This is a genomic window from Achromobacter sp. 1011811831, from assembly GCF_059760905.1.
The window spans coordinates 6,071-30,047 of the sequence record NZ_JCBANG010000001.1 but is presented as its reverse complement, the minus strand read 5'-3'; the positions used below and the strand labels follow the sequence as shown (position 1 = coordinate 30,047).

Here is a 23,977-nt window from a genome sequence, read left to right as displayed (position 1 = left end):
TTCCGCCGACCGCGTCGCGGAAGTAGATCTCGTCGCCGGTCGCCAGCGCGCGCAGGCCGCCCTTGCCGTCGTCCACGATGAACATGTTGGCAAGCTTGAAGCTGCCGTCGGCCAGCCCCGTCAGCGCCGACGACGCGCCCACGGCCGAGCTCAGGCGCTCGCGCCAGTAATTGTGATACTCGGCCGTCTGCGCCAGTTCCTTGTTCACGGCGTAGTCATAGACCACCTGGTTGCGCACCGACTTCACCAGGTCCTGGACGCCCGTCAGGTTCAGGCTGGACGGCAGGTGATTGGGGTCGTAGGCCTGGTTCCTGAACTGCTCGTGCAGCGCCTGCATCTGCGCGCTCAGGCCCGCCGGATCCGCCACGGCCTGGGCCTGGAACAGGTGCGTGCTGACCGTGAACGTGCCGCGCAGATTGGCCGCGGCGAATCCCGTCAGCAACTGCGGCATGATGCCGGCGTCGGTGAACAGCGATTTAATCAGGGCCTGCCCGTCCGGCGTCTGCTTGAGCTGCTCGAACTGCTGGTACAGCATGGCCTGTTCCTTGGACGCGAACAGGCGCACGCGGTTGCCGCCCTCGACCAGCACGTAGTAGGCCACGTTGTTCTGCAGGCTGATGGTCTTGCCGTCCTTGGCCAGCGCGTCGTTCAGGTAGACCCGGTCGTAGTTCTGCAGATTGCGGTAGCCGGTCACGTTGCCGGCGGCATCGAGCACCGGCACGATGTCGGTCTTGGTCAGGGTGATGACATCGTCCGTGGCGACGGACGCGCCGCTGGCCGAGGCGTCCAGCAGCCTGACCGAGATGGCGCCGGGCGTGGCGCCCACGGCCTTCAGGATCTGCTCCAGCGTCAGCGCCTCGCCGTTGGGCAGGAAGGCGTTGTCCGCCGTGTCGGCCAGCGTCACGACGCGGCCGTTCACGCTCTTGATGTAGTAGACCAGCGTCTGGCTGGATCCTGCGAAGCTCAGCTCCACGCGCTGGCCGCGCGTCAGCGCGTCGTTGCCGGCCAGCGTCAGCGAGGCCGCGCCCTTGGCGGCCAGCGACTGCTGCGCGAAGCCGGAGTCGACCAGCCGGATGCCCGCGTTGATGACCATGCCGCCCAGATCGATCGGCTTCTGGCTCCAGTTCGGATCATTGGTGTCCAGATTGCGGTAGGCATACAGCGCCTTGAGCTGCGATTCCTCGGCGTAGACATCGCCGGCGAACACGATCCGGCCCTTGAGCCAGGCGCTGTCCGGGCTCTGGGCCGTCAGCGGATTGCCGAACTCGTCCACCACGGACACGATCTTGAGCTTGCCGTTGTCATAGACGCCCAGCTGATGGCCCGTGCGCGTGGTGCCATCGTTGGTCATGAACAGGTCCAGGCCGGTCAGCGAAATGTTCTGGCCGCTGGCAAGCAGGGACTTGATCGCGTTGAGCATCTGGATGCGCGCGGCGTCGCTCAGGTTGGACGCGCTCAGGTCCCAGCTGAAGCCGTTGCCCAGGCTCACATAGTTGCCATACCTGGCCGCGCCGCCCGTCGTCGTCTCGGTGTACTGGTAGAAGGTCAGGTTCTGATTGCCCCACCAGCCCCAGGCCGAGCGGCTGTCCACCGCGAGCGAGCCCTGCATGAGCGCGGTCGCGCCCAGGCCGCGCCGGATCGCATAGGCGATCTCGCCCTTGTTGTCGCCCTTGCCCAGGCCCGTCAGGCCGAAGCTCAGTTCGGACGGCAACTGCCGGGCGATGACGGCATCGCTGCCGTTGCGCACGTAGTAGTTCTTCAGCGTGACGGTATCGTCCAGCACCAGCGACAGATAGTTGTCCGGGTGGTAGATCCCCATGGACGTCGAGCCGTCCGCGCGCTTCAGGTCGAAGGACTGGATCCGGCGCGTGACCTCGACGCCGTCGATGGTCAGCTTGATCTCGCTGCCCACCAGGCCGTTGGCCGGGTCGTTGAGCCAGGCGACGTATTCCTGCACCGACGAGACGTTGGCCGGAATCTGCCAGCCCAGGGCGGCCCCGGCCAGCGCGATGGTATTGCTGGTGACGCTGCGCTGGATCACCGAGCCAGCCTTGCCCAGCGAGGTGTTGGTCAGCAGGTCGTACAGCGAGCCCGGGCCGGTCGCGATCTTGGCCGAGGGATGGGCGGTGTTGTAGGCGTTGATCGCCGCGATGACCGCGTTCGTGATGTCGGTGTCGCCAGCCGGCGGGTTCGCGACCTGCGTCCCGTTGGCCGGCACCCCGGGCCGCGCGGCCTTGACGTTGTCGGCGTAGTTCTCGCCGCCATACTCGCCGCTGCCGCCGCCCAGCACCACGTTGAGCGACACATGGCCGTTGGTCGACGCGGAGATGCCCACATAGGGCGTCTTCAGCGTGATCAGCACCGTGTCGAAGTCCTGCGATCCCCAGTACCCACCGTTCTTCATGACCGGCAGGATCTGGTCGATCAGCAGCTTCTGGCCGCCGATCTCCACATAGGTGTACTTGCGCAGCGCGGCCAGCACGTCCGCGCCATTGCCGCTGGCGGCCAGCTGGTTCAGCTGCGCCTGCGTGAACGTCATCTGCAGGACGCCGGACCCCAAGGTCGACGCCGGCAGCGTCGCCGGCAGGGTGAAGCGGATCGGCAGGTTGGCGTTGGACGTGTCGGTGGCGCCGGCCAGGCCATAGGCCGGGCCGAACAACACGCCCTGGCTGCCGGCGGTATAGCCGAGCGAGGCCATCGACACCGGCGCGGCAAACAGGCCGGTCGCCGAATCGTAGACCGAGAACTGGAAGCGGTAGTTCAGGCCGTCGTTCGACACCGCGATCAGCTTGCCCAGGATTTCCTGGCGCGCGTTGCCGTTCAGGCTGTTGTTGTACGCCAGGCGCACCAGGCGCCCGCCGTCCACCGCCGCCTTCAAAAGGGCCTCGTAGTCGCCGGCGCGCTCGAAGGCCACGGCCAGGTAGCGTCCATCGCCTTCGAGCTGGGTGCTCAGGAAGGTCCCGGCGCCGCCCAGCGTGATGCTGGCCACCTGCAATGCCCGCACGCCCGACCAATAGCCTTCGTACTGCGCGATCTGCGCGTTCAGGTCCGCCAGGATCCTGGCCGTGACCGTGGGATAGGCCTTCTCGGTCGCGCTGCGGGTATCGGCCTTCTCGCCGTCCAGCAGCGAGCCGCCGTTGAGCGTGATGCTCACGCTGCCCAGCTGCGAATACACCGAGGCCTGCGGATTGACCCAGTTCACCGGCTTGACCAGCACCAGGTCGGCGTTGGCCACGTTCTGCGCGATGTAAATGCTCTTGTCGGCGCCGGCCACGCCGCCGGCCAGCCCGGCCTGGGCCGCGAAGCCCTGGCGCGCATGGATGGACAGCGCCTTGGCGGCCGTGCCGATGGCGCCGTAGCCGGCGTTCAGCTCGACGCGGTTGCCCAGCACCACGGCGTCGTTGCCAGCCGAGGCGTGCGCGTAGATGCCGTTGAGCGCCTCGATGTAGACGGTCCCGGCCGACGAAGCCACCTTCTGCAACATGGCGCGGGAGCTGGTTCCGCCCTCGGAGAAATAGGTCAGCCTGATATCGTTGCGCGCCTCGGCCCGGGTATAGCCCGCCGAACCCATGACGTTCAACTGGATGGAACCGCCCAGCGCGTAGGCCTCGACATTCACCGAGGCCGTGCCGGGCTGGATCTGGCCATTGGGATCGCGCGCCAGGATGCCGACCTCTCCGCGAGTCGTGATGGACGTCGACTTCGACGACGACACCGCCTCGATTCGCACGGTCTTGCCATTGCCGACGATCACGTTGCCGCCCAGCGTCACGTCGCCGTTGCTGCGGATATAGACCGCGTTCGGCTGCGCGCTGGAGCCCAGGAACGTCAGGTTGATGTCCTGCGAGGCCGGCACGTAGAAGGTATAGAGCTCCTGCTGCTTCTTCTCGACCACCTGCGTCAGCGTGGTGGTCTTGGTGCGCAGCCAGCCGCCGCCGCTGGAATGCGGCCCGTCGTTGCGCACGATGACGCTGGTGTTGTACTTGCGGTAGGTGACGACGAAGTCGGAACTCTCCAGCTGCTGGCCGCCCACCGTCACCACGCTGAAGCGGCCCAGGCCCGGAATGTAGATCGGGCCGTTCGGGTCCGCCCTCAGTTCCTGCTTGCCGCTGCCTTCCACGTAGTTGGGCAGGACCACGTCCTTGAGTTTGCCGCCGAGCTGGTCCTTGAGCACGCCAGGCACGGAGGATTCACTGGTGTAGGCCACCACGGTCGACACCAGCACCGGGCGCGACTGCGCATAGGTGACGTAGGGGCCCTTCTTGGTGGTGTTCTTGTTGGTCAGCCAGCCCAGCGGATCGACGCCGTCGCCGATCAGGTTGAGCTGCTTGGTGACGTAGGTGGTCGTGGTCGTTTCGCTGGATTCCCAGCCCATGACCCAGACCATCACCTGGCCTTGGGCCGGTTTGTAGGTGGTGGTCAGCTGGCCGCCCAGGTTCCCCACCACGGCACTGGAGCCGGCCGTGTTGCCCGGGCCGCTGCCGCTGTCGTAGACCCAAACCCAGCCCGGCTGCCCCAAGCCGGCGTTCGTCACCTGGACGAACTTGTTCCAGACCGTGTGCACCACCTGGTCCGCGCCGTTGAGCTCGTACAGGTCGCGCTGGCCGCGCGCGGTGTCGATGATCTCGATGCGGCCCTTGCGGTAGGTGCTGACGTCGATGTCGCCGGTCACCAGCGCGTAGGTGGTCTGGTTGTCGATGCGCACCGAGGCGTAGCCGTTGGCGACGATCAGATTGCCGTTGCCCACCGAGATGATCTGGCCCGTCAGCGTGATGCTGCCTCCGGCCAGCCGGATCGGATCCAGGATGATGGTCTGCGTGGCGTAGTCGAAGCGGCCCGTGATCGCGCCAAAGCGGTTCATGGATCCGTCGGCGCTGTACGACACGCCGCTGCTCGCGTAGCCATTGTTGTCCTGCAACGACTTGTTCTTGTCGCCCCGGAAGGACGAATCGATGCGGATATAGGCGTCCGTGACCCCGCTCTGGATCTTGCCGTCGATATTCAGCGTCAGGGCCGAGATGTTCACCGCGCCCAGCGCGAAGATGCGCGAATCGCTGGCCGCCTTGTCTCTCGTGAGGTAGGAGGAGAAGGAACCGAGGTTGCGGTATCCCCACTTCAGCAGCACGTCCGAGGCCGTTTCGCTGGCGCCGGTGTTGGCGGCGTTGTTCTTGAAGTAGTCGACGATGAACTTCCAGCTGTTCTCCAGCACCGTGGGATCGGCGCCGGTATTGAACCAGCCGTCGCTCTGCAGGCTGAAGTTGCCCTTCGCCTGGATGTCCAGGCTCAGCGCCGAGATCGTGCCGGTGACGTTGATGCTGCCCAGCGTGTTGACCACCGAGACCTTGCCCAGCGGGTTGACCACCGCGCCCAGCAGGTTCAGGTCCACCGGCGCGCTGCCCACCAGCGCCATCATCTCCGCGTCCAGCGCGCCGCCGAACGGGTCGTCGGCCCAGCCGTTCTTCAGCTGCAATACGCGCACTTCCGCCACGTCGGAACCGGTCGCGCCCTTGACCGACGCGTCATTGATGTACAGATGGCCGGACTTGAAGATCTTCATCTCGCCATCGGAGCCCGGGCGGATGATGGTGCCATCCATCACGACGGCATCGTTCACGTTCATCAGCATCGGCGAATCGTTGACGATGTTGATCTGCGTGTTGGCGCGCGCGTCGATGCCGCCCGTCTTCACCCCTCTGGTATCGGCCGCGCTCACGTAGACCGAGCCGCCGGACGCGTAAAGGTTGGGAATATCGACGTAGAAGGTGTAGAACGAATCCAGGTAGCGGCCCTTGCTGTCCGTCAGCTGCAGGCTCTTGAGCTGCTGCTGCAGCGCCGCGATGTTGGCCTGGTAGCGCGCCACCGCCTGCGGGTCGGAGGCGTGCTCGGACTGCATCTTGGTCAGCGTGCGGATCTGCTGGCTGATGATGTTCTGCTGGCTGGCGTAGCGCAGCACCGGCTGGCCCAGGTCCACCGTCTTCAGCACGTAGTAGATGCTGCCCACCTTGTCGGCCGCGAAGCTGCCGAAGTCCCAGTCCAGCGCGCCGTCCTTGTCGTCCTGCGTCAGCGAGGGCGGGTTCTTCTTCCAGTAGCTGTTGCCGTAGTTTTCCGTGGCCAGGTTCAGGTTGCGGCTGTCCAGGCTGTCGTAGTAGTAATAGTCGTTGCCCTTCTTGATGACCATCCCGGTCGTGACGTTGACCTCGATGTCCTGCGCGCGGAACGCCGTCAGTTCATAGCGCACGTCGATGTTGACCGTGCCGCCGGCGCCGTTCAGGCTGGTCGAGTTGGCGCCCAGCAGCTTTTCCAGGATGGCCTTGACGGCGGGCGAGTTCGGGTCGAACGAGACCGTCGGGTTGGCCTGCGTGGGCAGGACCAGCACGCCCGCCTGGGCCAGGGCCTTGAGCAGCTCGGCCGGAATCACGAACACGTTCGCCGCGTTGTTCACGCCGGCGATGATGCGCGTGGCCGACGAGGTCGCGACCTTGCTCGATGCCTTGTCGACCACGCCGGCGGCCAGCTTGACCGTCGGGTTCAGGTTCAGGCCGATCACCTGCACCGAGCCGTTCACCTTGGCCTGGTCCAGCATCGACGGGTTGGTTTCCAGGCGCACGTTGCGCTGCGCCTTGATCAGCGAGCCGTTGGCCGCCACGCCGTCGATCAGGATGGTGTTGATCTGGCGCGCCTTGGCGCCGCTGTTGACCAGCGGGATCTGCGCCACGCCCACCATCGTGAACGAGACGTTGTCGTTGGCCAGCAGATAGCCCGTGGACAGCGGATCCGAGACCTTGCTGTTGCCGGCCAGCGCCAGGATGTTGTCGCCCTCGATCGACGAATTGTCGATCTGGATGCTGTTGCGCACGGTCAGATCGTTGTTGCTGTCGGTCTTGCTCGCGCTGGCCACCGAGATGATCAGCATGTCGCTGATCGTCGTGGTCACGCCGCGCGTGTTGGCCGCCAGCGTCACGTCGCCGAAGGTGTTGCGCACGAAGGCGCCGTTGATCTTGACCTGGGCCAGCGCGCCGTCGGTGCTCAGGTGGTTGGTCGACAGCGTGACGGTGAATCCCGCCACGCCTGTGATCTTGTTGCGCTGGGTGTAGATGATGTCGTTGGTCGCCACCATGTCCAGCATGCCCGGGGTGCCGTAGTTCCCCCTGGCCTGCACCACCGTCGCGCCGGCCGTGTCGATCGTGCCGCCGGCCGCGCGCGCGCCGCTCACGTCGATGACGGACTGCGGGCGGATCTTGACGTCGTGCTTGCTGACGTCGGCGCCCACCAGCTTGACCGAATAGGCGTTGAGCGCGGATTCGCCGCGCACGGTGTTGCTGGCGCGGATGTCGACCTTGTTGCCGATGACCCGCGCCCCGCCGCTGATGCCGACATAGGACGAGCCGCCGATGTCGGCCTCGATCTTGCCCTGCCGGCCCGCCACCAGGGCGATGGTGCCGGCGTCCATGCTGACGCTGACCGACTGCGCCTGGCTGGCCGAGATATTCAGCAACGTGCCGTCGACCTGCGCGCGGTTGGAGATTTCCACGCGCGCATCCAGGCTGGTCGTCAACTTGGCGCTGTCCACCGAGATGGTGAGGCCGCCCACTTCCAGCGAGCGCGCCTCGGCCAGCAGGCCGGCCTCGCCGTTGCGGTCGGTCGTCGCCTTGGCCGTGACGCCGATCACGTCGCCGCGCAGGCTGGCGTTGTCGACCACGGCCTTGAGCGAGCCCTGCAGCACGGTTTCGGCGCTCATCACGCCGACGCCGATCACGCCGCCGGTGATCGCCTTGGAATAGGCCTTGCCATAGTACGTGCCTTGCGCGTTGACGCTGACCAGGCCGGGCGTGCGACCGGACGCCGTGGTCACGCCCACGCCGTTCAGCACGGCGCCGTTGCGCGCCTCGGCCAGCGTGGTCGCGCCGATATCCACCTTCGCCTTGTTAACGTTCACCGCCAGGCCCGTCGTGGCGGCCACGCCGGCGGTCTGGGTGCGGCTGAAATCAACCGCCACCAGCGCGTCCACGCTGACGCTCGGCGCCGACACCTGCGCCTCGGACACCGAGGCCGTGGTGGTGTCGCGGGAGATGTTCTCCGCGACGCCCACGCCCACCGCCGCGCCGATCACGCCCACGGCCACGCTGACCTGGGTCAGGTCGATTTCCGCCAGCACATTGGTGTCGGCCTTCACGGCCAGCGCGCCCAGGGCGCCAACCTTGCCATTGCCGGTGATGCGGGCGCTGACGTTGTTGCGCGTGTTGTTGGTCACGCGCACGCCGGCGCCCGCGCCAGCCACGCCGGCGCTGGCCGCGACCGAGGCCGTCACCGCCTCCAGGTTCTTGAACTGCGTCTTCTCCAGCGCCAGCACGGACAGATTGTCGTAGGCGCCGACCTCCTTGCCGCCGGCCGTGCCGATATAGGCCGACACGGTGTTTTCCGCCGTGGTGTCGACCAGCGACACCACCAGCGACACGCTGGCGCCGGGCGCCAGGCCCAGCGACGCCGCCACGCCATAGGCCGCCGAGCGTTCGATGATGCTGTCGTCCTTGGCCCGCACCGTCAGCGAGCCGCGCTCGCCGTCGATGCCGACGGTGATCGTCGAGCCGTCTATGTAGGCCGAGGTGTTGCTGGCATAGCGGTTGCTGACCTGCACGCCCGAGCCGGCCACCGCCACGCCCGCGCCGACCACGGCCAGCGCGCCGGCGAAGTTGACGCTGTTCAGGGTCTCGCTGGACGTCGCCAGCACATCGAGATTGCCCTTGACCACGGTGACGGTGCTGTTGGCGATATAGGCCTGCGCGCCGTTGGTGCGCGTCACGCCGTCACCCGAATAGGTGCCGAAGGTATTGCTGGCGATGGACACGCCCATGCTGGCGTCCAGGCCGGCGCCGGTAACGCTGGCCGCCACCGCGCCGGTCACGGCGGTAATGGTCGACGTATTCTCGGCCGTGACCGACACGCCTGTGCCGGCTGTCACGGTCGAACCCGTGAGGCGGCTGCCCGTCTCGTTCGCCACCACCTGGGAGCTGCCGGCGCCCGCGCCGGCAACCGCCACGCCCGTCAGCGCGACCGCCGCCGAGGCCGCCACGGAGACACTGTCCACCGTGGCCGTTTCCTTGGCCGTGACCGATACGCCGTCGGACACCGTGACCGTGGCGCCGCTGACGCGCGCCTGCACGCTGGCCGCCGCCACGTTCTTGACATCGGTGGCGCCCACCGACACCGAACCGCCCTGCATGGAGAAGGCCAGCGAGGCGCCGACGGCCTTGGCCTTCAGGATGCTGCCGTCCTGCGCCGCCACGCTCAGGCGCGCCATCTGCGCGCCCGTGCCGGTCACCGACAGCAGGCTGTTGTCGACATAGGCCTCGACGGCTCCCAGTGTCTTGTTGCCGGCCACGGCCGCGCCCACCGACAGGGCCAGGCCGGAACCCGTTCCCGCCGCGCTGGCGCCGACCGCCGTCGCCTCCAGCGTCGAGGTATTGGTCGCCTTGACCGTCAGACTCTCGGCCGCGCGCACGGCGGCGTCGACCTGGGTCAGGCCGTCCACATAGGCACGGGTGACCGCCTTGCTCGTGTTGAAGGCCGCCGCGCCGGCGCCGGCCAGCGCCACGCCGCCCATGGCCACCGCCACCGCGCCGGCCCCGACCTTGGCTTCCAGCCGCTGCACGCTGTCGGCCGTGACCGACACCGCGCCCAGGTTGGACAGCTTGCTGCCGGTCAGTCCGGCGCGCGCGCCGGCCGTTTCCGTGATGCTGTTCTCGGCCAGCGCCGAGCCGATGGCCAGCGAGGCGCCGGCCGCCGTGAAGCCCACGCTGGCGACCACCACGGTCGCCTTGATGGTGCCGCTCATGTCGGCATCGATATTCAAGGCATTGCCGGCATTGCCGTCGATGCGCGAGCCGTTGACCAGCGCCGTCGCGGACGAGCCGATCAGGTTGCGCGCATTGGCGCCGCCGCCCGCGAGCGAGACGCCGCCCAGGCCCGCGCCCACGCTCACCGATACCGCGACCGACACGGTCGTGATGGCGGCCTGGCTGTCGGCCTTGACCGTGATCGCCGGCGCGCCGGCGATCCGCACGCCGTCCATGGTCGCCAGCGTGGTGTTGCCGATCTCGTTCTGCGCCAGCGAGGCCGCCACCGACAAGGCGGCGGTCGCGCCCAGCGACACCGCCACGGCGATCGCCACCGCGGCGATGGTGCTGTTGATCTCGGCCTGGTCCAGCGCCCTGACGGTCACGCTGCCCGCCTCGAAGCGGTTCTGCTGGTTCTGGTCGCTGATGCGCGCCGTGATGCCGGTCTGGATCTTGTTGACCGCGCGCGCGCCAGCGCCGGCGCCGGAGACGGCCAGGCTGGCGCCGTCGACGACGGGCGGCGCATAGGCCACCGACACCGCCACCGCGCCGGCCACCACGACCGCGTCGATGCTCTGCTTGCGGTCCACGTCGCCGTTGGCCTTGAACGAGACGTTGCGCGCGTCCACGCTGACCGCGCCCGCCGTGACGGCGCTACGGTCGATAAAGGCCACGATCTCATTGGCCGGACGGCCCGCGCCCAGCGCGACCACCTGGCCGGCGCTGTTGACGTCGTAGCCGATGACGTTCTCGGCCATGGCCACGCCGATCGAGGCCGAGGCCGCGGCGTACTGGCTGACAGAGACCGAGGCCGACATGCCCAACACCACCGCGTTGATGCGCGACAGGCCCAGGGCCAGCACGTCCACCGCGCCCGCCACGCCGCCCGAGGCGCGGGTGTCGATGGTGGCGCCGCTGATGCCGGCGCGCACGCTGGCCGAAATCACGTTGCGCGCCAGCGCGCCGCCGCCGCCGATGGCGGCGTTGGCGCTGCTGCCCGCCGACACCGCGACGGATGCGCCCAGGACCACCGACAGGATATCCGCCTGCTGGGTGGCGCTGAGCGTCAGCTTGCCGCCGCCCGTCTCGATGCGGCCGCCCGAGACCGTGGCCTCGACCGTGTTGAATACCTTGTTGACGGCGACGCTGGTGCCGACCGCGATGGCCACGCCGGCCGCGCCGGCCTGCACCGCGACCGCGCCGCCGATGGCGATCGCCGTGATGCTGGCCTCGTCGCTGGCCTTGACGGTCACGCCGGCATTGGCCACGCGCAGGACGGAATCCTCCACCCGCGCGCGCACCGTGGTGGCGATGCTGCTGATCGCCACCGACACGCCGATGGACGCGCCCACGCCGGCGCTGCCGGCCGATACCGCCACGCCCAGAGCGCCGGCCACGGTCACGATGCTGCCCGTGTTCGCGGCCGAGACGCGCACCGCGCCTTGATTCAGGGTGCCGCTGGACGGCGTGTCGACCCGCGTCAGGCGCGCCTCGACCGAGCCTTCGATGGTGTTGCCGCTGCCGGCGCCGGCGCCCGCGCCGGCAAAGCCCTGCCCCGCGGCCACCGCCGCCGCCACGCCGATGGAGACGGAGACGATGCGCGAATTGTTGACCGCGTCGACCGAGATGCCGGTCTGCGTGCGCACCAGGGTGGTCGAGCCCGCATTGGTCTCGCTGGTGCCGTCGATGTAGGCCAGCGTCTGGTTGCCGATCCGGTTGTCGGTCGCCGCGACCCCGGCCGCGATGCCCGCGCCGCTGCCTGGCGACACCGCCACGCCCAGCCCGCCGGCCACGGCCAGCACATAGCCGTCGTCGCGCGCCTGCACCGCCACGCCCGCCAGCGAGCCGCCGGTCGCGCGCGATTCGATCTGGCGGGCATTGCGGATGCCTGCCTCGTTGCGGCTGTTGACCCGGTTAATGGACACGGAGCCGCCCACCGCCACCGCCACGGTGCCCACGGCCACGCTGCCGGCGACGGTGATGTTGTTGATCGCGCCCTCGAAGCGCGAGGACACCTGCACGTGTCCGCCGCTCACCAGGCCTTCGGTGTCGCGGATCAGCGCCTTCACGGAATGCGAGCGCGAGATGCCCAGCGGCGCGCCGCCCACGTAGTTGTACGACAGGCTGGCGCCCACGGCGACGCTGGCGCCCTGGCTGCCCAGGCCCAGCGCCACCGCGCCGGCCAGACTGTTGATGGTGGAGGCGTCGCGCGCCTGGACCAGCAGGTCGCCGCCCGCCGTCACGGCCTGGCCGCTGGCGGTGCCGGCGATCTCGGCCGTGATGGTGTTGGCGATCCAGTTGAGCACCGCCGAGCCGCCGAAGCCCACGTTGGCGCCCGAGCCGCCGGCCGCGACCGCGCCGCTGACCGCCATGGTGGAGATCTGTGCGTCCAGTCCCGGCGGCATGTCGTCGGGCCGGGCGAAGGTCGCCTGGACCACGATGTCGCCCGCGGCGGACAGCGCCGATCCCACCGCGCCCGCGTAGACGGTGTCGAACACCCGGTTGACCGCGAAGGCCATACCGGCCGCCACGCGGCCGCCGACGGACACGGACACGTTGCCGGCCAGCGCCGAGATGCTGGCCGTGTCGCGGGCGGTGATGCGGATGTCGCCGGTGGTGGCCGTGATCGTCGATCCGTCCGTGATGCCCGCGTACACCGTGTTCTGGATGGTGTTGACCGCCAGCGAGCCGCTCACGGCCACGCCGGCGCCGCCGGCCAGGCCGACGGAGACGTTGTAGATGCTGGCGCGTTCTTCCGCGCTCACCTGCACGGCCTGCGCCGTCACCTGCGCGCCGCGGATGAGGGCGCGCACGCCGTTCTGCATGTCGGCCACGCCGACCGAGGCGCCGATGGCCGCCGAGGCGCCCTGCGTGGTGGAGATGCCCAGCGCGCCCGTGGCCGTGACGATGCGGCTGCTGTCCTGGGCCGAGACCGAGACGCGTCCGGCATCGGCGCGCAGCTGCGTGCCGGCGGCCGCGCCGCTGTTGTCGATGACCGCCTGCACTTCGGTGCGCGACAGGTTCACGCCGATGGCGCCCGCGCCGCCCAGGGACTTGCCGCCCGCGCCAGCCACGGTGATGCTGAGCATGCTGTTGGTCAGGCCATGGCCCTGCGTCAGCGCGCCGATGTCCAGCGAAATCATGCCGCCACCGCTGTCGAGCTTGTCGACCACCTTGCGCAGCGTGACACCGCCCGAGCCGCTGGTCGCGCCCAGCTGGATGGCGATGCCGTCCTTGGCGTTCTGCAGCGAGCTGGCCAGCTGATAGCGGTAGCTGCCGTTCTCGGACACATTGATGACGTAGTAGCGCTGGCCGTCCACCAGGCCGGCGATGGCCGTGCCCTGGCTTTGGTAGACCACCAGGTCGCCGGTGGCCAGTCCGCCGTCGGTGGCCAGGCCCAGGCTGTTCTCGGCCGGATTGCGCGCATTGCCCGAGGCGGCGCTCAGCGTCGCGTCCTGGGCCGGGCCCTGGCTGATGACGGTCTGCTGGGTGCCGTCGGGCTTGGTCGTGGTGGTGGACTGCGAGGTCTGCTGGTCGAGCTTGACCCGCGTGATGCCGATCATGGCATCCGGATTGACGGCGCTGGGCTTGCCCTGGCCGTCGAGCAGCTTGTTGCCCGCGGCATCGGCCAGGTAGTACTGGTAGCGACCCGTGGCGGCGTTGAATTCGGACACATAGCCCAGCTGGGCCAGCGTCACGGCGCTGCCGTCGACCTGCTTGAAGCGCAGCGTGTTGCTGTCGATCACCTCGACCACATAGACGTGGTTGTCGACCAGCCCGGTCAGCACGCCCTGGGCGCCCAGGTTGACCACCACCTTGTCGCCCGTCGCCAGGCCATGCGCCTTGGGCAGCGTCAGGCTGCCATTGGCGTTGAGCAACGCGCCGGCGGGATTGTCCACGCTGAAGCGCTGCGGCGCGCCGGCAGTCGTGGCGCCGCTGAAGTTCACCAGATTGCCCTGGCCGTCGCGCAGCTGGAACGACACCTGGCCGCTGACGGACCGGTCCAGATTGGCCACGTAGTAGGTCACGCCGACCTTGAGCACGTCCTGGCCCTGGCGCAGGATGCGGTTGGCCAGCACGTTCTCGATCTGGCCATTGGCCAGCGAACCGCTGTAGACGATGGCCGAGCCTTCCTGCACGCCATCGAACGGGGCGTTGACCACCAGCCGGTTGTTGGCACTGTCCACCGCCACCGTCGCGTCCACGCCGTGGTACGGCTGCAGGTTGACGCGCGTGGCCTCCTGCATGCGCACGTGGGCGAAGCGGATGCCAGCGATGTTGCTCACCGCGCCGAACGCCAGCGCCTTGCCGCGCAGCGCGTCTTCCTGGGTGTCGGCGAGCTGGATGATGGCCTTGCCGTCCGGCGCCGCGCGCCGGATGATGTAGTAGATGCGGTCGCCGCGCAGGCTGCTGCCGTCGGCCAGCGTGATGTTGCCGGCGCCGGCGCTCAGGTAGATGCCGTCGCCGGTCTGCCAGCCCGAGAACTCCTTGCCGGAACTGCCTTGCGGCGCGCTCATGCCGGCGTTGCCGGTCGTGTCCTTGCCGTTGATGATCTCGGCGGCCGCGCCGGTGAAGGTCAGCGAGCTGCCGCCCTGGTTCACCGTGATGGCGCCGTCGTTCACCGCCAGCACGCTGCCGCCGTTCAGCTGGGCGTTGCCGCCCGCCGCCAGCGGATCCACCAGCCCGGCGTACACGTTGATGTCGCCGCGAGTGACGCGCACGTCGCTGGCCACGATGGCCGCGGTCACTTTGGGATTGGTCGCCGGCGAGCCGTTGCCGGCCACCTCGGCGATCTGCACCTGCGCGCCCGAATCGGCCAGCTGCTTGCTGTCGAAGCTCAGCAGGTTGCGGTCGAAGGCGGTATTGCCGCCCATGATGTTGACGGCCACGGCCAGGCCCACGGCCGCGCCCTCGGTCGCCACCGCGCCCGCCACCGTGATGGCGTACAGCGCCGACGCATCCGAGGCATTGACGCGCACGGCCTGCCCCGAGAAGCCGGCCGCCTGGCCCGCCTTGACGGTGCTGTTCGAGATGCGCGCCTCGGTGGCGCCCCGCATCATGTTGACGTTGACCGCGCCAGCCAGCGCGAACTTCTTGGACAGCGCGCCCGCCGCGCCCACCGACACCATCAGCGGCGAGGAATGCGCCGACACGTCCAGCTTGCCCTGCACATCGATCGCGCTGTTCTCGATCAGCGCGCTGGTGCGCGAGCTGAATTCGTTGACACTCACCGAGGCCCCCACGGCCACGGATCCGCCCAGCGTCACCGCCACGCCGCCGGTCACGGCCACCAGCGTGTTGTTCTCGGTGACCTTGACCGTCAGCGCGTTGGCCGTGATGGCGCTGCTGCCGGCCACGGCCGCGTTGTTGACATAGCGCGGCAGCACATAGGCCGCCACCGCCGAATGCACGCGGTTGACCTGGATCGAGCCCGCGCCCGCGAACATGGCCTCGCCCATGCCCACGCCGACGCCCACCGCGCCGCCGCCCAGGGCCGAGTTGTCCTCGGCGGTCACGCTGACCGAGCCGCCCTTGTTGTTCACCACCGAGCCCTGGATGCCGGCCAGCACCGCGTTGCCGATCTCGTTGTAGCTGATGGCGATGCCCACGCCGGCCTTCTTGCCCACGCCGGCGGCGCCGGTGATGGCGATCAGCGTGGTCTTGTCCAGCGCGCTGACCTTGATGTCGTGGCCGCTGCTGTCCGCGCCGTCGTAGCGGACCTGGCTGTTCAGGATATAGCTCTCGATGCGGTTGCTCACCACATTGACCGTCACCGAGCCGCCCACGCCCGCGCCGTCGCGCGCCATGCCCAGCGCGCCGGCGAAGCCCACCGCCACCTGGCTGGACTCGGCCGACACGTCGAGCTTGCCGGTATACAGCAGTTCGATGGCCTGGCGGATGCCGGCCTCGACCCGGGTGTTGCTGATGTTCACGGCCACCGCCGCGCCCACGCCTGCCTTGCCGTCGCTGACCGCGCCAGCGCCTGCCACGGTGGCCAGCACGCTGCTGTCGCGCGCCTCGACCTTGACGTCGCGCGCGGTGATCTTGTTCGCGTTGCCCAGCAGGGCAATGTTCTTGTAGCTGGCCGTGGTCACCGCGGCCGAGCCGGCCAGGGCCACGCCCTTCTGGCCCTTGGCGCCGGCCATGCCGGCCGCCAGCGTCACCGCCACGCCCGTGCGGCGGGCCGACAGGGCCAGGTCGCCGGCCACCAGCAGGCTGCCCACCAGGGCCACCTCGGCGCGCGCCTCGCCGCCCAGCCCGTTCATGCTGTAGGCGCCGGCGATGCCGACGTTGGTCTTGGCATTGTCGGACTGCGCCAGCGCCACCGCGCCGGACAGCGCCAGCGCATGGGTGCCGTTGGTCGCGCTGATGGTGGCGTCGCCGCCGATCGTGATCGTCAGGCCGGCCGCGTTGATGTAGGCCTGGGCGAAGTCGTTGACCATGTTCACGGCGACCGCGCCGGATATCGCCACGCCCGCCTTGGACTGCTGCTGGCTGCCGCCGCCGCCCGAACCCGAGCCCGAGCCGCTGTCCTGCGTCAGCGTCGAGGTCGAGTTGCTCAGTTCCTTCAGGATGTCCGACAGCGACAGCAGCTCGTCGGGATCCGGCGCCGCGCTGTCCTTGCCCGGCGTCGCGCCGCCCTGGCTGGCCGGCGCCTTGGTGCCCAGCACGTCGGTGCCGCCGCCGGAGGTGCCGCCCGCGCCGCCCGCGCCTGTGCCGTCGCCCGCGCCCGCCACCGGGCTGGAAACGCGCGAGCCGGAGACGGCCAGATTGCCGACGAAGCCCTTGTTCTCGCTGCCGATGAGCAGCTTGCCCGCCGAGAACGAACCGGCGGCGCCCGTCACCGGCGTGGCGTCGTCGCGCCGCTGGCCGATCAGGGCCTGGGTATCGCGGTTGACGTCGTTGATGGCCACGCTCATGCCCACGCCCACGGCCTGGGAGCCGGCGGCGGCGCCGGCCACGGTGCCGACCCAGGTCGCGTCGTGCGCCTGGATCGACGCCGTACCCGTGGCCGCCACCGTGGCGCCGCGCGCCACCTGGGCGACGGTGGTGGCGCTGGTCACGTTGACCAGCACCACGCCGTTCACGGCCACCGTCTTGGCCTGTCCGCCCGACGCGCCCAGCGTCACCGACACCAGCTCGTTGCCGGCCTCGACGTTCAAGTCCTTCGAGTAGATCCTGGCCGTGTCGGCGACGACGGCCTGGGTGTCGTGGGTCGCCACATTGACATAGACCGACACGCCGATGGCCGAGCCGTCCTTGGATTGGCTGCCGTAGTCGAAGCCGTCCACCTTGGGCGTGAGGAAGCCCTTGGCCAGGTCCTTGCCGTAGGCCAGCCGGCCCTGCGTCTTTTCGCGGTCGGGCGCCTGCTTCAGCGATTTTTCCCCGCCGATCGACATCGACGGCAGGATGATGTTGCCCACCAGGTTCATGCGCTGGGTCGAGTTCAGCGCCTTGATGTCGACGTTGCCGGCCGCGCCGCCCGCGCCGCCGCGCGTGTCGATCAGGCCCGCCACGGTCGTGCGGGTCTGGGTCGATTGCACGTCGATGGAGAAGGCTCCCGACAGCGCCAGCTTCTTGCTCTTGGCGGTCGCGCTGACCCAGCTGCTGAAGCTGGACGAGATGCCACCCGTGCTGGTCAGCGTGGCCTGGAGATTGCTCAGGAAGGCCTTGGCCGCGCCGGTCGCCACGCCCATCTTGGCCGAGGTGCCGTCGGCCGCCTTCCACTTGGCCTCGATGCCGTCGAACGGCGCGTACAGGTTGACCAGCCAGAGCTTGTTCGGGTCGATCTGGTTCAGGCTCTGCGCCGACACGGCGACGGCGCCGCCCTTGGTCGAAATGCTGGCGTTGGCCGCAACGCTCGACATGGTCTTGATGTCGTCGATGCTGACCACCACCGCCGCCGCCGCGCCCAGGTCGGAGCCGTCCGGGCCGACGTTGCGCTTGACCTGGTCGGTGGTGACGTCGTTCTTCTTTTTCAGGAAGGCCTGCTTGTCGGCGACGACCTTGTCGTCGACGCCGCTCATCACGGTGAGCTTGGTGTTGTAGTTGCTGCGCGCCTCGACCTGCACGGCGCCGCCCGCGGTCGTGATCTGCGCGGCGTTCTGGCCATCGCCGATGCGCACCGTGGTGCTGAAGTTGTTGATCGCCATGCCCAGCGCGGCGCCGACCTGGAATTCGGTCGACGGCTTGTCGATCTCCTTCTGGATGTCCTTGTCGTAGTCAACGATCTTCTGCGCGTCCTTCTTGGCCTTGACGTCGCGCAGCTTCTCCTTGAAGGTCCGGCTGTTGCTGTCTTCGACCAGCGCGCCGAAGAATGACTTCACGTACTGCGTGCCGGTGCCCAGGCCCTTGGTCACCGCGCCGGAAATAGGCGTGGCGACCTTGCCGATGACGGCCGACTTGGCTTCATACTGCACCTTGCTGGCATAGTCGCCGCCCGTGGCGGCGCGGCCGCCCAGGATCGCCTTCACGGAGATCGCGCTGCCGCCGTCCAGCGTCAGCGCCTGCACCAGCACCTTGCCCGCGTCGCGCGCGACGATCGTGCCGTCCATGAAGACTTCGGTGTTAACCTGGCTGTAGGCAAAGCCCACCGCCGCGCCGACCTTGGCGTACTTGGCGTCGTACTTGCCCGACTCCTGGGCGGGGCCGGTGGATGTGCTGCCCGATGCAGGCGGCACGACCTTGGTATCGTCGCTCTCGGCCATGCTGCCCGAGACCGAGATGCTGATGCCGACCTTGTGCTTGGTCTGGGCCGCGACGGTCACGTCGCCGCCCACGCCGCTGGCGACGTAGGTATAGGGATCGACGGTCGCGCGCAGCCCCGTCTCCAGCCTGGCGCCGCTGCCGATGCGCACGGAGGCATCGCTCAGCACCACGCTCACGCCCACGCCGATCACGGCCGGCACGGCGCCGATCTGGCCCGGCGTCAGCGAAATGATCAGCGACTGGTCGCTGTCGGCCCGCACGGTGATGCTCTTGGCCGCCACCAGCCTGCCGTCGATGGTCACGCGGGAATAGCTTTCCAGCACGCCGACGGCGATGCCGGCGATCTTGGCCACCAGCGGGCTCAGCTCCACCTTGACGGTGTTGCTGGCCTTGACCGAGATGTCGCTGTTGGACACCAGCCTGGCATTGCTGCCGACATTGATGGACGTGCTGTACTTGATGCCGGCCCAGGCGGCCATGGCGCCGGCCGTGTCGGTGAAGGCCTTCACCGCCTCCAGCGCCTTGCTCGCGCCGCCGGTGATCTTGCCCCAGATGCCGCTGGACGCCGGACCGTTGTCGGGCTGCTTGTACAGGGAACTGTCCAGCTTGGCGTCCAGGCTGATGCCGCCGCCGTTGGCGTTGGTCGCCCAGAGCGTGGCGTTCTTGACCGTGATGGCGGCCTCGACCGTGTAGATCTGCGCGACCGTGCTGCGCCACGGGCGATAGCTCTGCGCCACCACCTGGATGGCGCCGGCCGTCAGCAGGATGTTGGCGCCCGTGTCCTTGCCCAGCGTGATCTGCTGGCCTTCCAGGCGCAGCGTGTGCTGGTTGTCGACGGTGATGTCATGCTCGACCGTGTAGGTCCCGCCCTTGACGGTCACGTTGCGCCCGGCGGCGGCCTTGCCGGGGTCGATGTCGACCACGCCCTTGTCGCCCAGGTCCAGCACGTAGCCGACGTTGTCGGTGTTGGCGTCCATCTTGACGCCGACCAGCGCGCCGTTGGCCTGCAGCAGCTCGGACAGCGAGGTCGAGACGGCCGGAGCCGAGCCGGTCGCCTCGGCGGCGTACTTGAAGATCTGCACCGTGTTGTTGCTGCCGCCGGCCTGCGCCAGCGACAGGACAACCTGCGCGCCGCCGGTGACGGCCGGCTGCTGCACCACGAAGCTGACGTTGCTGGCGTTGCCCTTCAGGATGTTGAAGCCGCCGTGGCTCGCCAGCGTGACGGGCGCGTTCCAGGCCGTGGCGTCCAGCGTCACCGAGCCGGTTGCGTTGCGGGCGTACAGCGCGGCGTCGTTCATGGCGCCGGCGGTGAACAGCACCTTGCCAAGCTGAGTGGCGCCGTTCAGGTAATAGACGCTGTCCGTCGCCCCGGCGCCGGACGCCAGCACCACGCTCTGCTTCGTATTGACCACCAGATGATGGGTGCCGGTTCCGGCCTGCGTCTGGATGCGGTTGCCTTCGCCCGTATCGCTGGCGCCCATGCCGTAGTTGACGATATAGGTGTTGTCGCCGCCGCCCGAGCGCACCAGGGCATTGCCGCCGGCCAGCGTGAACTCGGTGCGGTGGCCAACGGCCAGCGCGTCGCCGCGCAGCACGCCATTGGCGTCGGAACCGCGCTGCAGCGCGCCTTGCGCGATCAGGCCCAGCTGCCAGGCGGCCTGCGACACGGCCACCGTGGAACTGGACGTGGTGCCGTCGGCGTTGAGCTGCGCCTGCATGCCGGGCAGCAGGGTGTAGGCGCCCGACAGGCCGGCGTTCAGCGCATCCTGGCTATAGCGGATTTCCAGCTGTCCCTGGGCGTTGAGGCTGGCGTCCAGCGCGTACAGATAGTCCCAGCGCGTGCTGGTGTCGGAGGCGGCCAGCAGCTTGCCGGCATTGGGGCCTTCCACGGCGACGCGCAGCGGCGCGCCGGCGGCGTCCACCATCACGCTGGCCTTGATCGCGTCGATCAGGTCCTGGATGGTGCGTATGCCTTCCAGGCCCACGTCCACGCGGGCGTTGCCGGCTGCGGGGAAGAGCAGGCTCAGCGCGGGACCGTTGCTGGCCTGGTAGCCGCTCTTCAGGTCGCTGAGATAGGTCTTGGTGGTGACGCCGGTGAAGCCGGTGGTGTCGACGACGCGGCCATCGTCCTGCACGGTGATGGCGAAATCGTTGACGTTGGTGAAGGTCGAGACCAGCGTCTGCCCGCCGCTGGCGGCGAAGGTCAGGCGGCCGTTGGTGACGGTCAGGCTGTTGGCGCCCGTGGCGACGCGGATGGTGTTGTCGCCGGCCGAGCCGATGACGTCGCTGACGTAGGCGTTGCCGATGATGAAGGTGTTCGCCCGGCCGGCGCTGCCGTCGATGCTGACCCGCCCCCTGAACTCGGAGGTATCGATCCAGTTGCTGTAGTCCCCGCCCACCACCTTGGCGGACGTGATGTTGCGGAACTTCGATCCGGTGATGTCGGTGGCGCCGCGCTGGATCCAGCCGTCCCAGCCCGCGCTGGCGTTGCTGGTGCGCAGGGCCAGCCAGCCCGCGCCCTTGCGGGCGTCGGCATCGGCCTTCAGCTCGGCCGCCGTCGCGCCCGTCAGGCCATCGGCCATGGCCACCAGCTCGGTGCTGGCGTTCAGGCCGGTGCCACCGGTGATGTCGTAGACGCCGCCCAGCAGGATGATCTGGTGCTGGCGGTTGGCGCCGTTGCCGGCCTTGATCACGCCGCCAGCCATCAGGCCGCTCACCAGCACGGTGTTGCCCGAGAAGGCCGAGGCATCGATCAGGGTGGCATTCAGGCCGCCGTTCAGCATGGCGTCCGTGAACGTGCCATGCAGCGTGTTGCTCAGGACCGCGCCGGCGCCGCCATTGGTGCCCAGGCCGTCGTCCACATGGGTGGCCTGCAGGCCCGTGTTGGTCAGGACGAAGTTCCAGCTGCCGTTCTCGGACAGCTTGTTGCTCAGCGCGCCCGCCCGGGCCCAGAGATCGTTGTTCCCTTGATAGCCGGTGAACGTGTTGTTGCCCAGGCCGCCGCGCAGCACGTTGGCGCCGGCGCTGCCGATCAGGGTCAGGTCGCCGGAATAGCCCGAGCCGTCCAGCGTGACAAGGGTGGCGGCGTGATAGGCGCTGCCCGGCGCCGCCGCGCTGTCGATGGTGCGATAGTCCTGCAGGGTCACCGCGCCCACGCCGTGCAGATCGACCCGGGTGGCCGCCGTCGCGCCCGGCGGCGTGTTGGTCAGCACCGCCGTGGTCCTGTCGCCCGTCAGCGTCGCGTCGCTTTCCACGCCGCCGATGTATTCGGTGGTGCCGCCGTTCAGGTTGCCGTTGCCGTAGATGATGTCGTTGCCGCCGCCGCCGCTGATGCGGTTGACGCCACGGCTGTTGGCCACGGTGATGATGTTGTCGCCCAGGCTGCCGACGATGTCGTTGCCGTACTTGCCGCCCGCGCCGATCACGTTGGCGATGTTCAGCACGCCGCTCAGGCCGCTGGCGTCGTACAGCGCGGTGGCCTCGTCCTGGTAGTTCAGGTTGACGCTGACGTTGTCTTCGTAGGCCGAGTAGTCCAGCGTGGTCTTGCCCGCCACGCCGACGAAGATCTGGATATCGAGATTGCTGACGAGCGCCGTGGCGCCCGCGAGGCTGTTGATGCTGCCGTCGCGCGCCACGCCGGCGCCCAGGTAGACGCTCACGCCGCCCTGCGTCTGCACGCGGGCGGTGATGTCGGCGCCGAATTGGGAGAGGTCCAGTGTGTTGCCGCTTTGGCCAGCCTGCTGGGTCAGGGTGAATCCGCTGATGCCGGCGCCGACGATGTAGGTGTTGCCGCCGCCGCTGCCCTTGATGATGTCCTGCGCGTTGCTGATGGTGACGGTGGTGTCGCCCACCACGGTGATGCGGTTGCCGCCTTGGGCCGAGCCCTTCACCCCGCTGATCGCCCGCACGTAGCCGAATCCGGTCGGCGGCGGCGGCGGCACGGCTTCGCCATTGCCGCTCGCCGTGGGGCCGGACAGGTCCACCGTCACGCCGGTCGCATAGCCGCTGTAGTCCAGCAAGGTCTTGCCGTTCTGCGAGGTGCCGACCAGGTTGAAGGTCTTGTCGCCGATCTTCAGGCTCTGGCTGCCGTCGGCCGACTTGAACACCACGTTGACCGTGCGCTCGGTCCAGTTGTTGTTGGCGTCGACCGTGGTGTAGCGGATCTGGTAGCTGTCGTTGTTGCTGATGATGGCGGTGACGTTGCCCTTGATCGCCGAGAAGTCCAGCGTGTTGTTGTCGTTGGCGTCGTCCTGGTTGCGCACCCAGACCCCGTTCTCCTGCTTCATGCCCTGGCGCAGTTCGATGGTCGTGGTCGCGGCGGTGGAACTGTTGTTGAACACGAAGGTGTTGCCGCTGCCGTAGGCCACCAGCTTGTCGTTGGTCGCCACGCCGACCAGCGTGGAGCCGCCGGTCTGCACGCCGGTGGAGGTCGCCATCACGCCATCCCAGCGCGCCACGGTCAGCGTGGTGGCCTCGATGGCGCCGTGACGGTAGTCCAGCACCCAGTCGCCGCCCAGCGCGGCGCTGCCGACGGTATGCGTGGCCGCGGCCACGTCGGCGCGCGTGATGGCGGACAGGCTGTCCACGAAGGCCACGCCGCCCTTGCCGGCGGCCACGTTGCAGCCGTAGAGCAGGATGTCGCCCTGTTCGGCCATCGCGTCGCCCCAGGCGCGCAGCTGGTCCTTGTAGGAATCGAGCTGGCCCTGGCCCAGCGTCGCCGAACCCAGCGTGAGCGAGCCGGCGGTGCCGTGGCTCATGATCTGCACGGCCGCCAGGTCCTTGTGCTGCCCCAGGATGCGGGTGATCTGGTCGACGCCGTCATAGCGGCCGTCCAGCACGATGATCTCGGTGTCATGGCTGCGCAGCACCTGCAGTTGCGGGCCCTCGCCCGTGGGCCGGGCCAGCCCGCCCAGGCCTTCGGTCTTGCCGCTGACCAGGCTGTACAGCCCCTGGACCATCTGTTCGGCGTTGTCGATGGACGGATCCACGAAGATGATCTGGCGCACCGGCGTGCGCTCGGACTGCGTGGTGTAGCCCTCGATGGCGGTCAGGGGCGCGGGCTGGCCGGCCGCCTGGCCCGGCAGCCAGGCCTTGGCGTCGCCCTGGCGCGCGGCGTTGGCCTTGGCATACTGATCCAGCGAGATCTGCTCGCCCAGCACGCCCTGCTTCTGGAAGGCGGCGCGCTCGACCAGGTAGGGATGCGCGCCCGGCGCGCTGGTCTTCTTGGCCTGCGCGCCGGCCTGCCCGGGTTGGGCGGGCATCGTCACCGGCGCCTGCTCGCCGGCCGGCGGCGGAGGCGGCGGCACCAGTTCGGCCGACATCAGGTAGCGGCGCTCCAGCGCCTCGAACAGCGGCCGCCGCCGGAACAGGGATTGCTGCACCTCGCGGGAGGAACGGCCGGTCCAGAGTTTGCGCGCCAGTTTCTTGATGCTCAT

At 68.9% G+C, this 23,977-nt stretch carries 1 protein-coding gene (only partly in view); it reads right to left on the bottom strand.

What is annotated here, in order from left to right; translation table 11 throughout:
* Nucleotides 1–23,977 carry the 5' portion of a DUF4347 domain-containing protein gene (locus AC6LJ9_RS00030; protein WP_498146017.1) on the bottom strand. Its footprint begins 7,760 nt before the window's first position, so only the first 23,977 of its 31,737 coding nucleotides appear in the window; it begins with the start codon at nt 23,975–23,977; its stop codon lies off the left edge, out of view.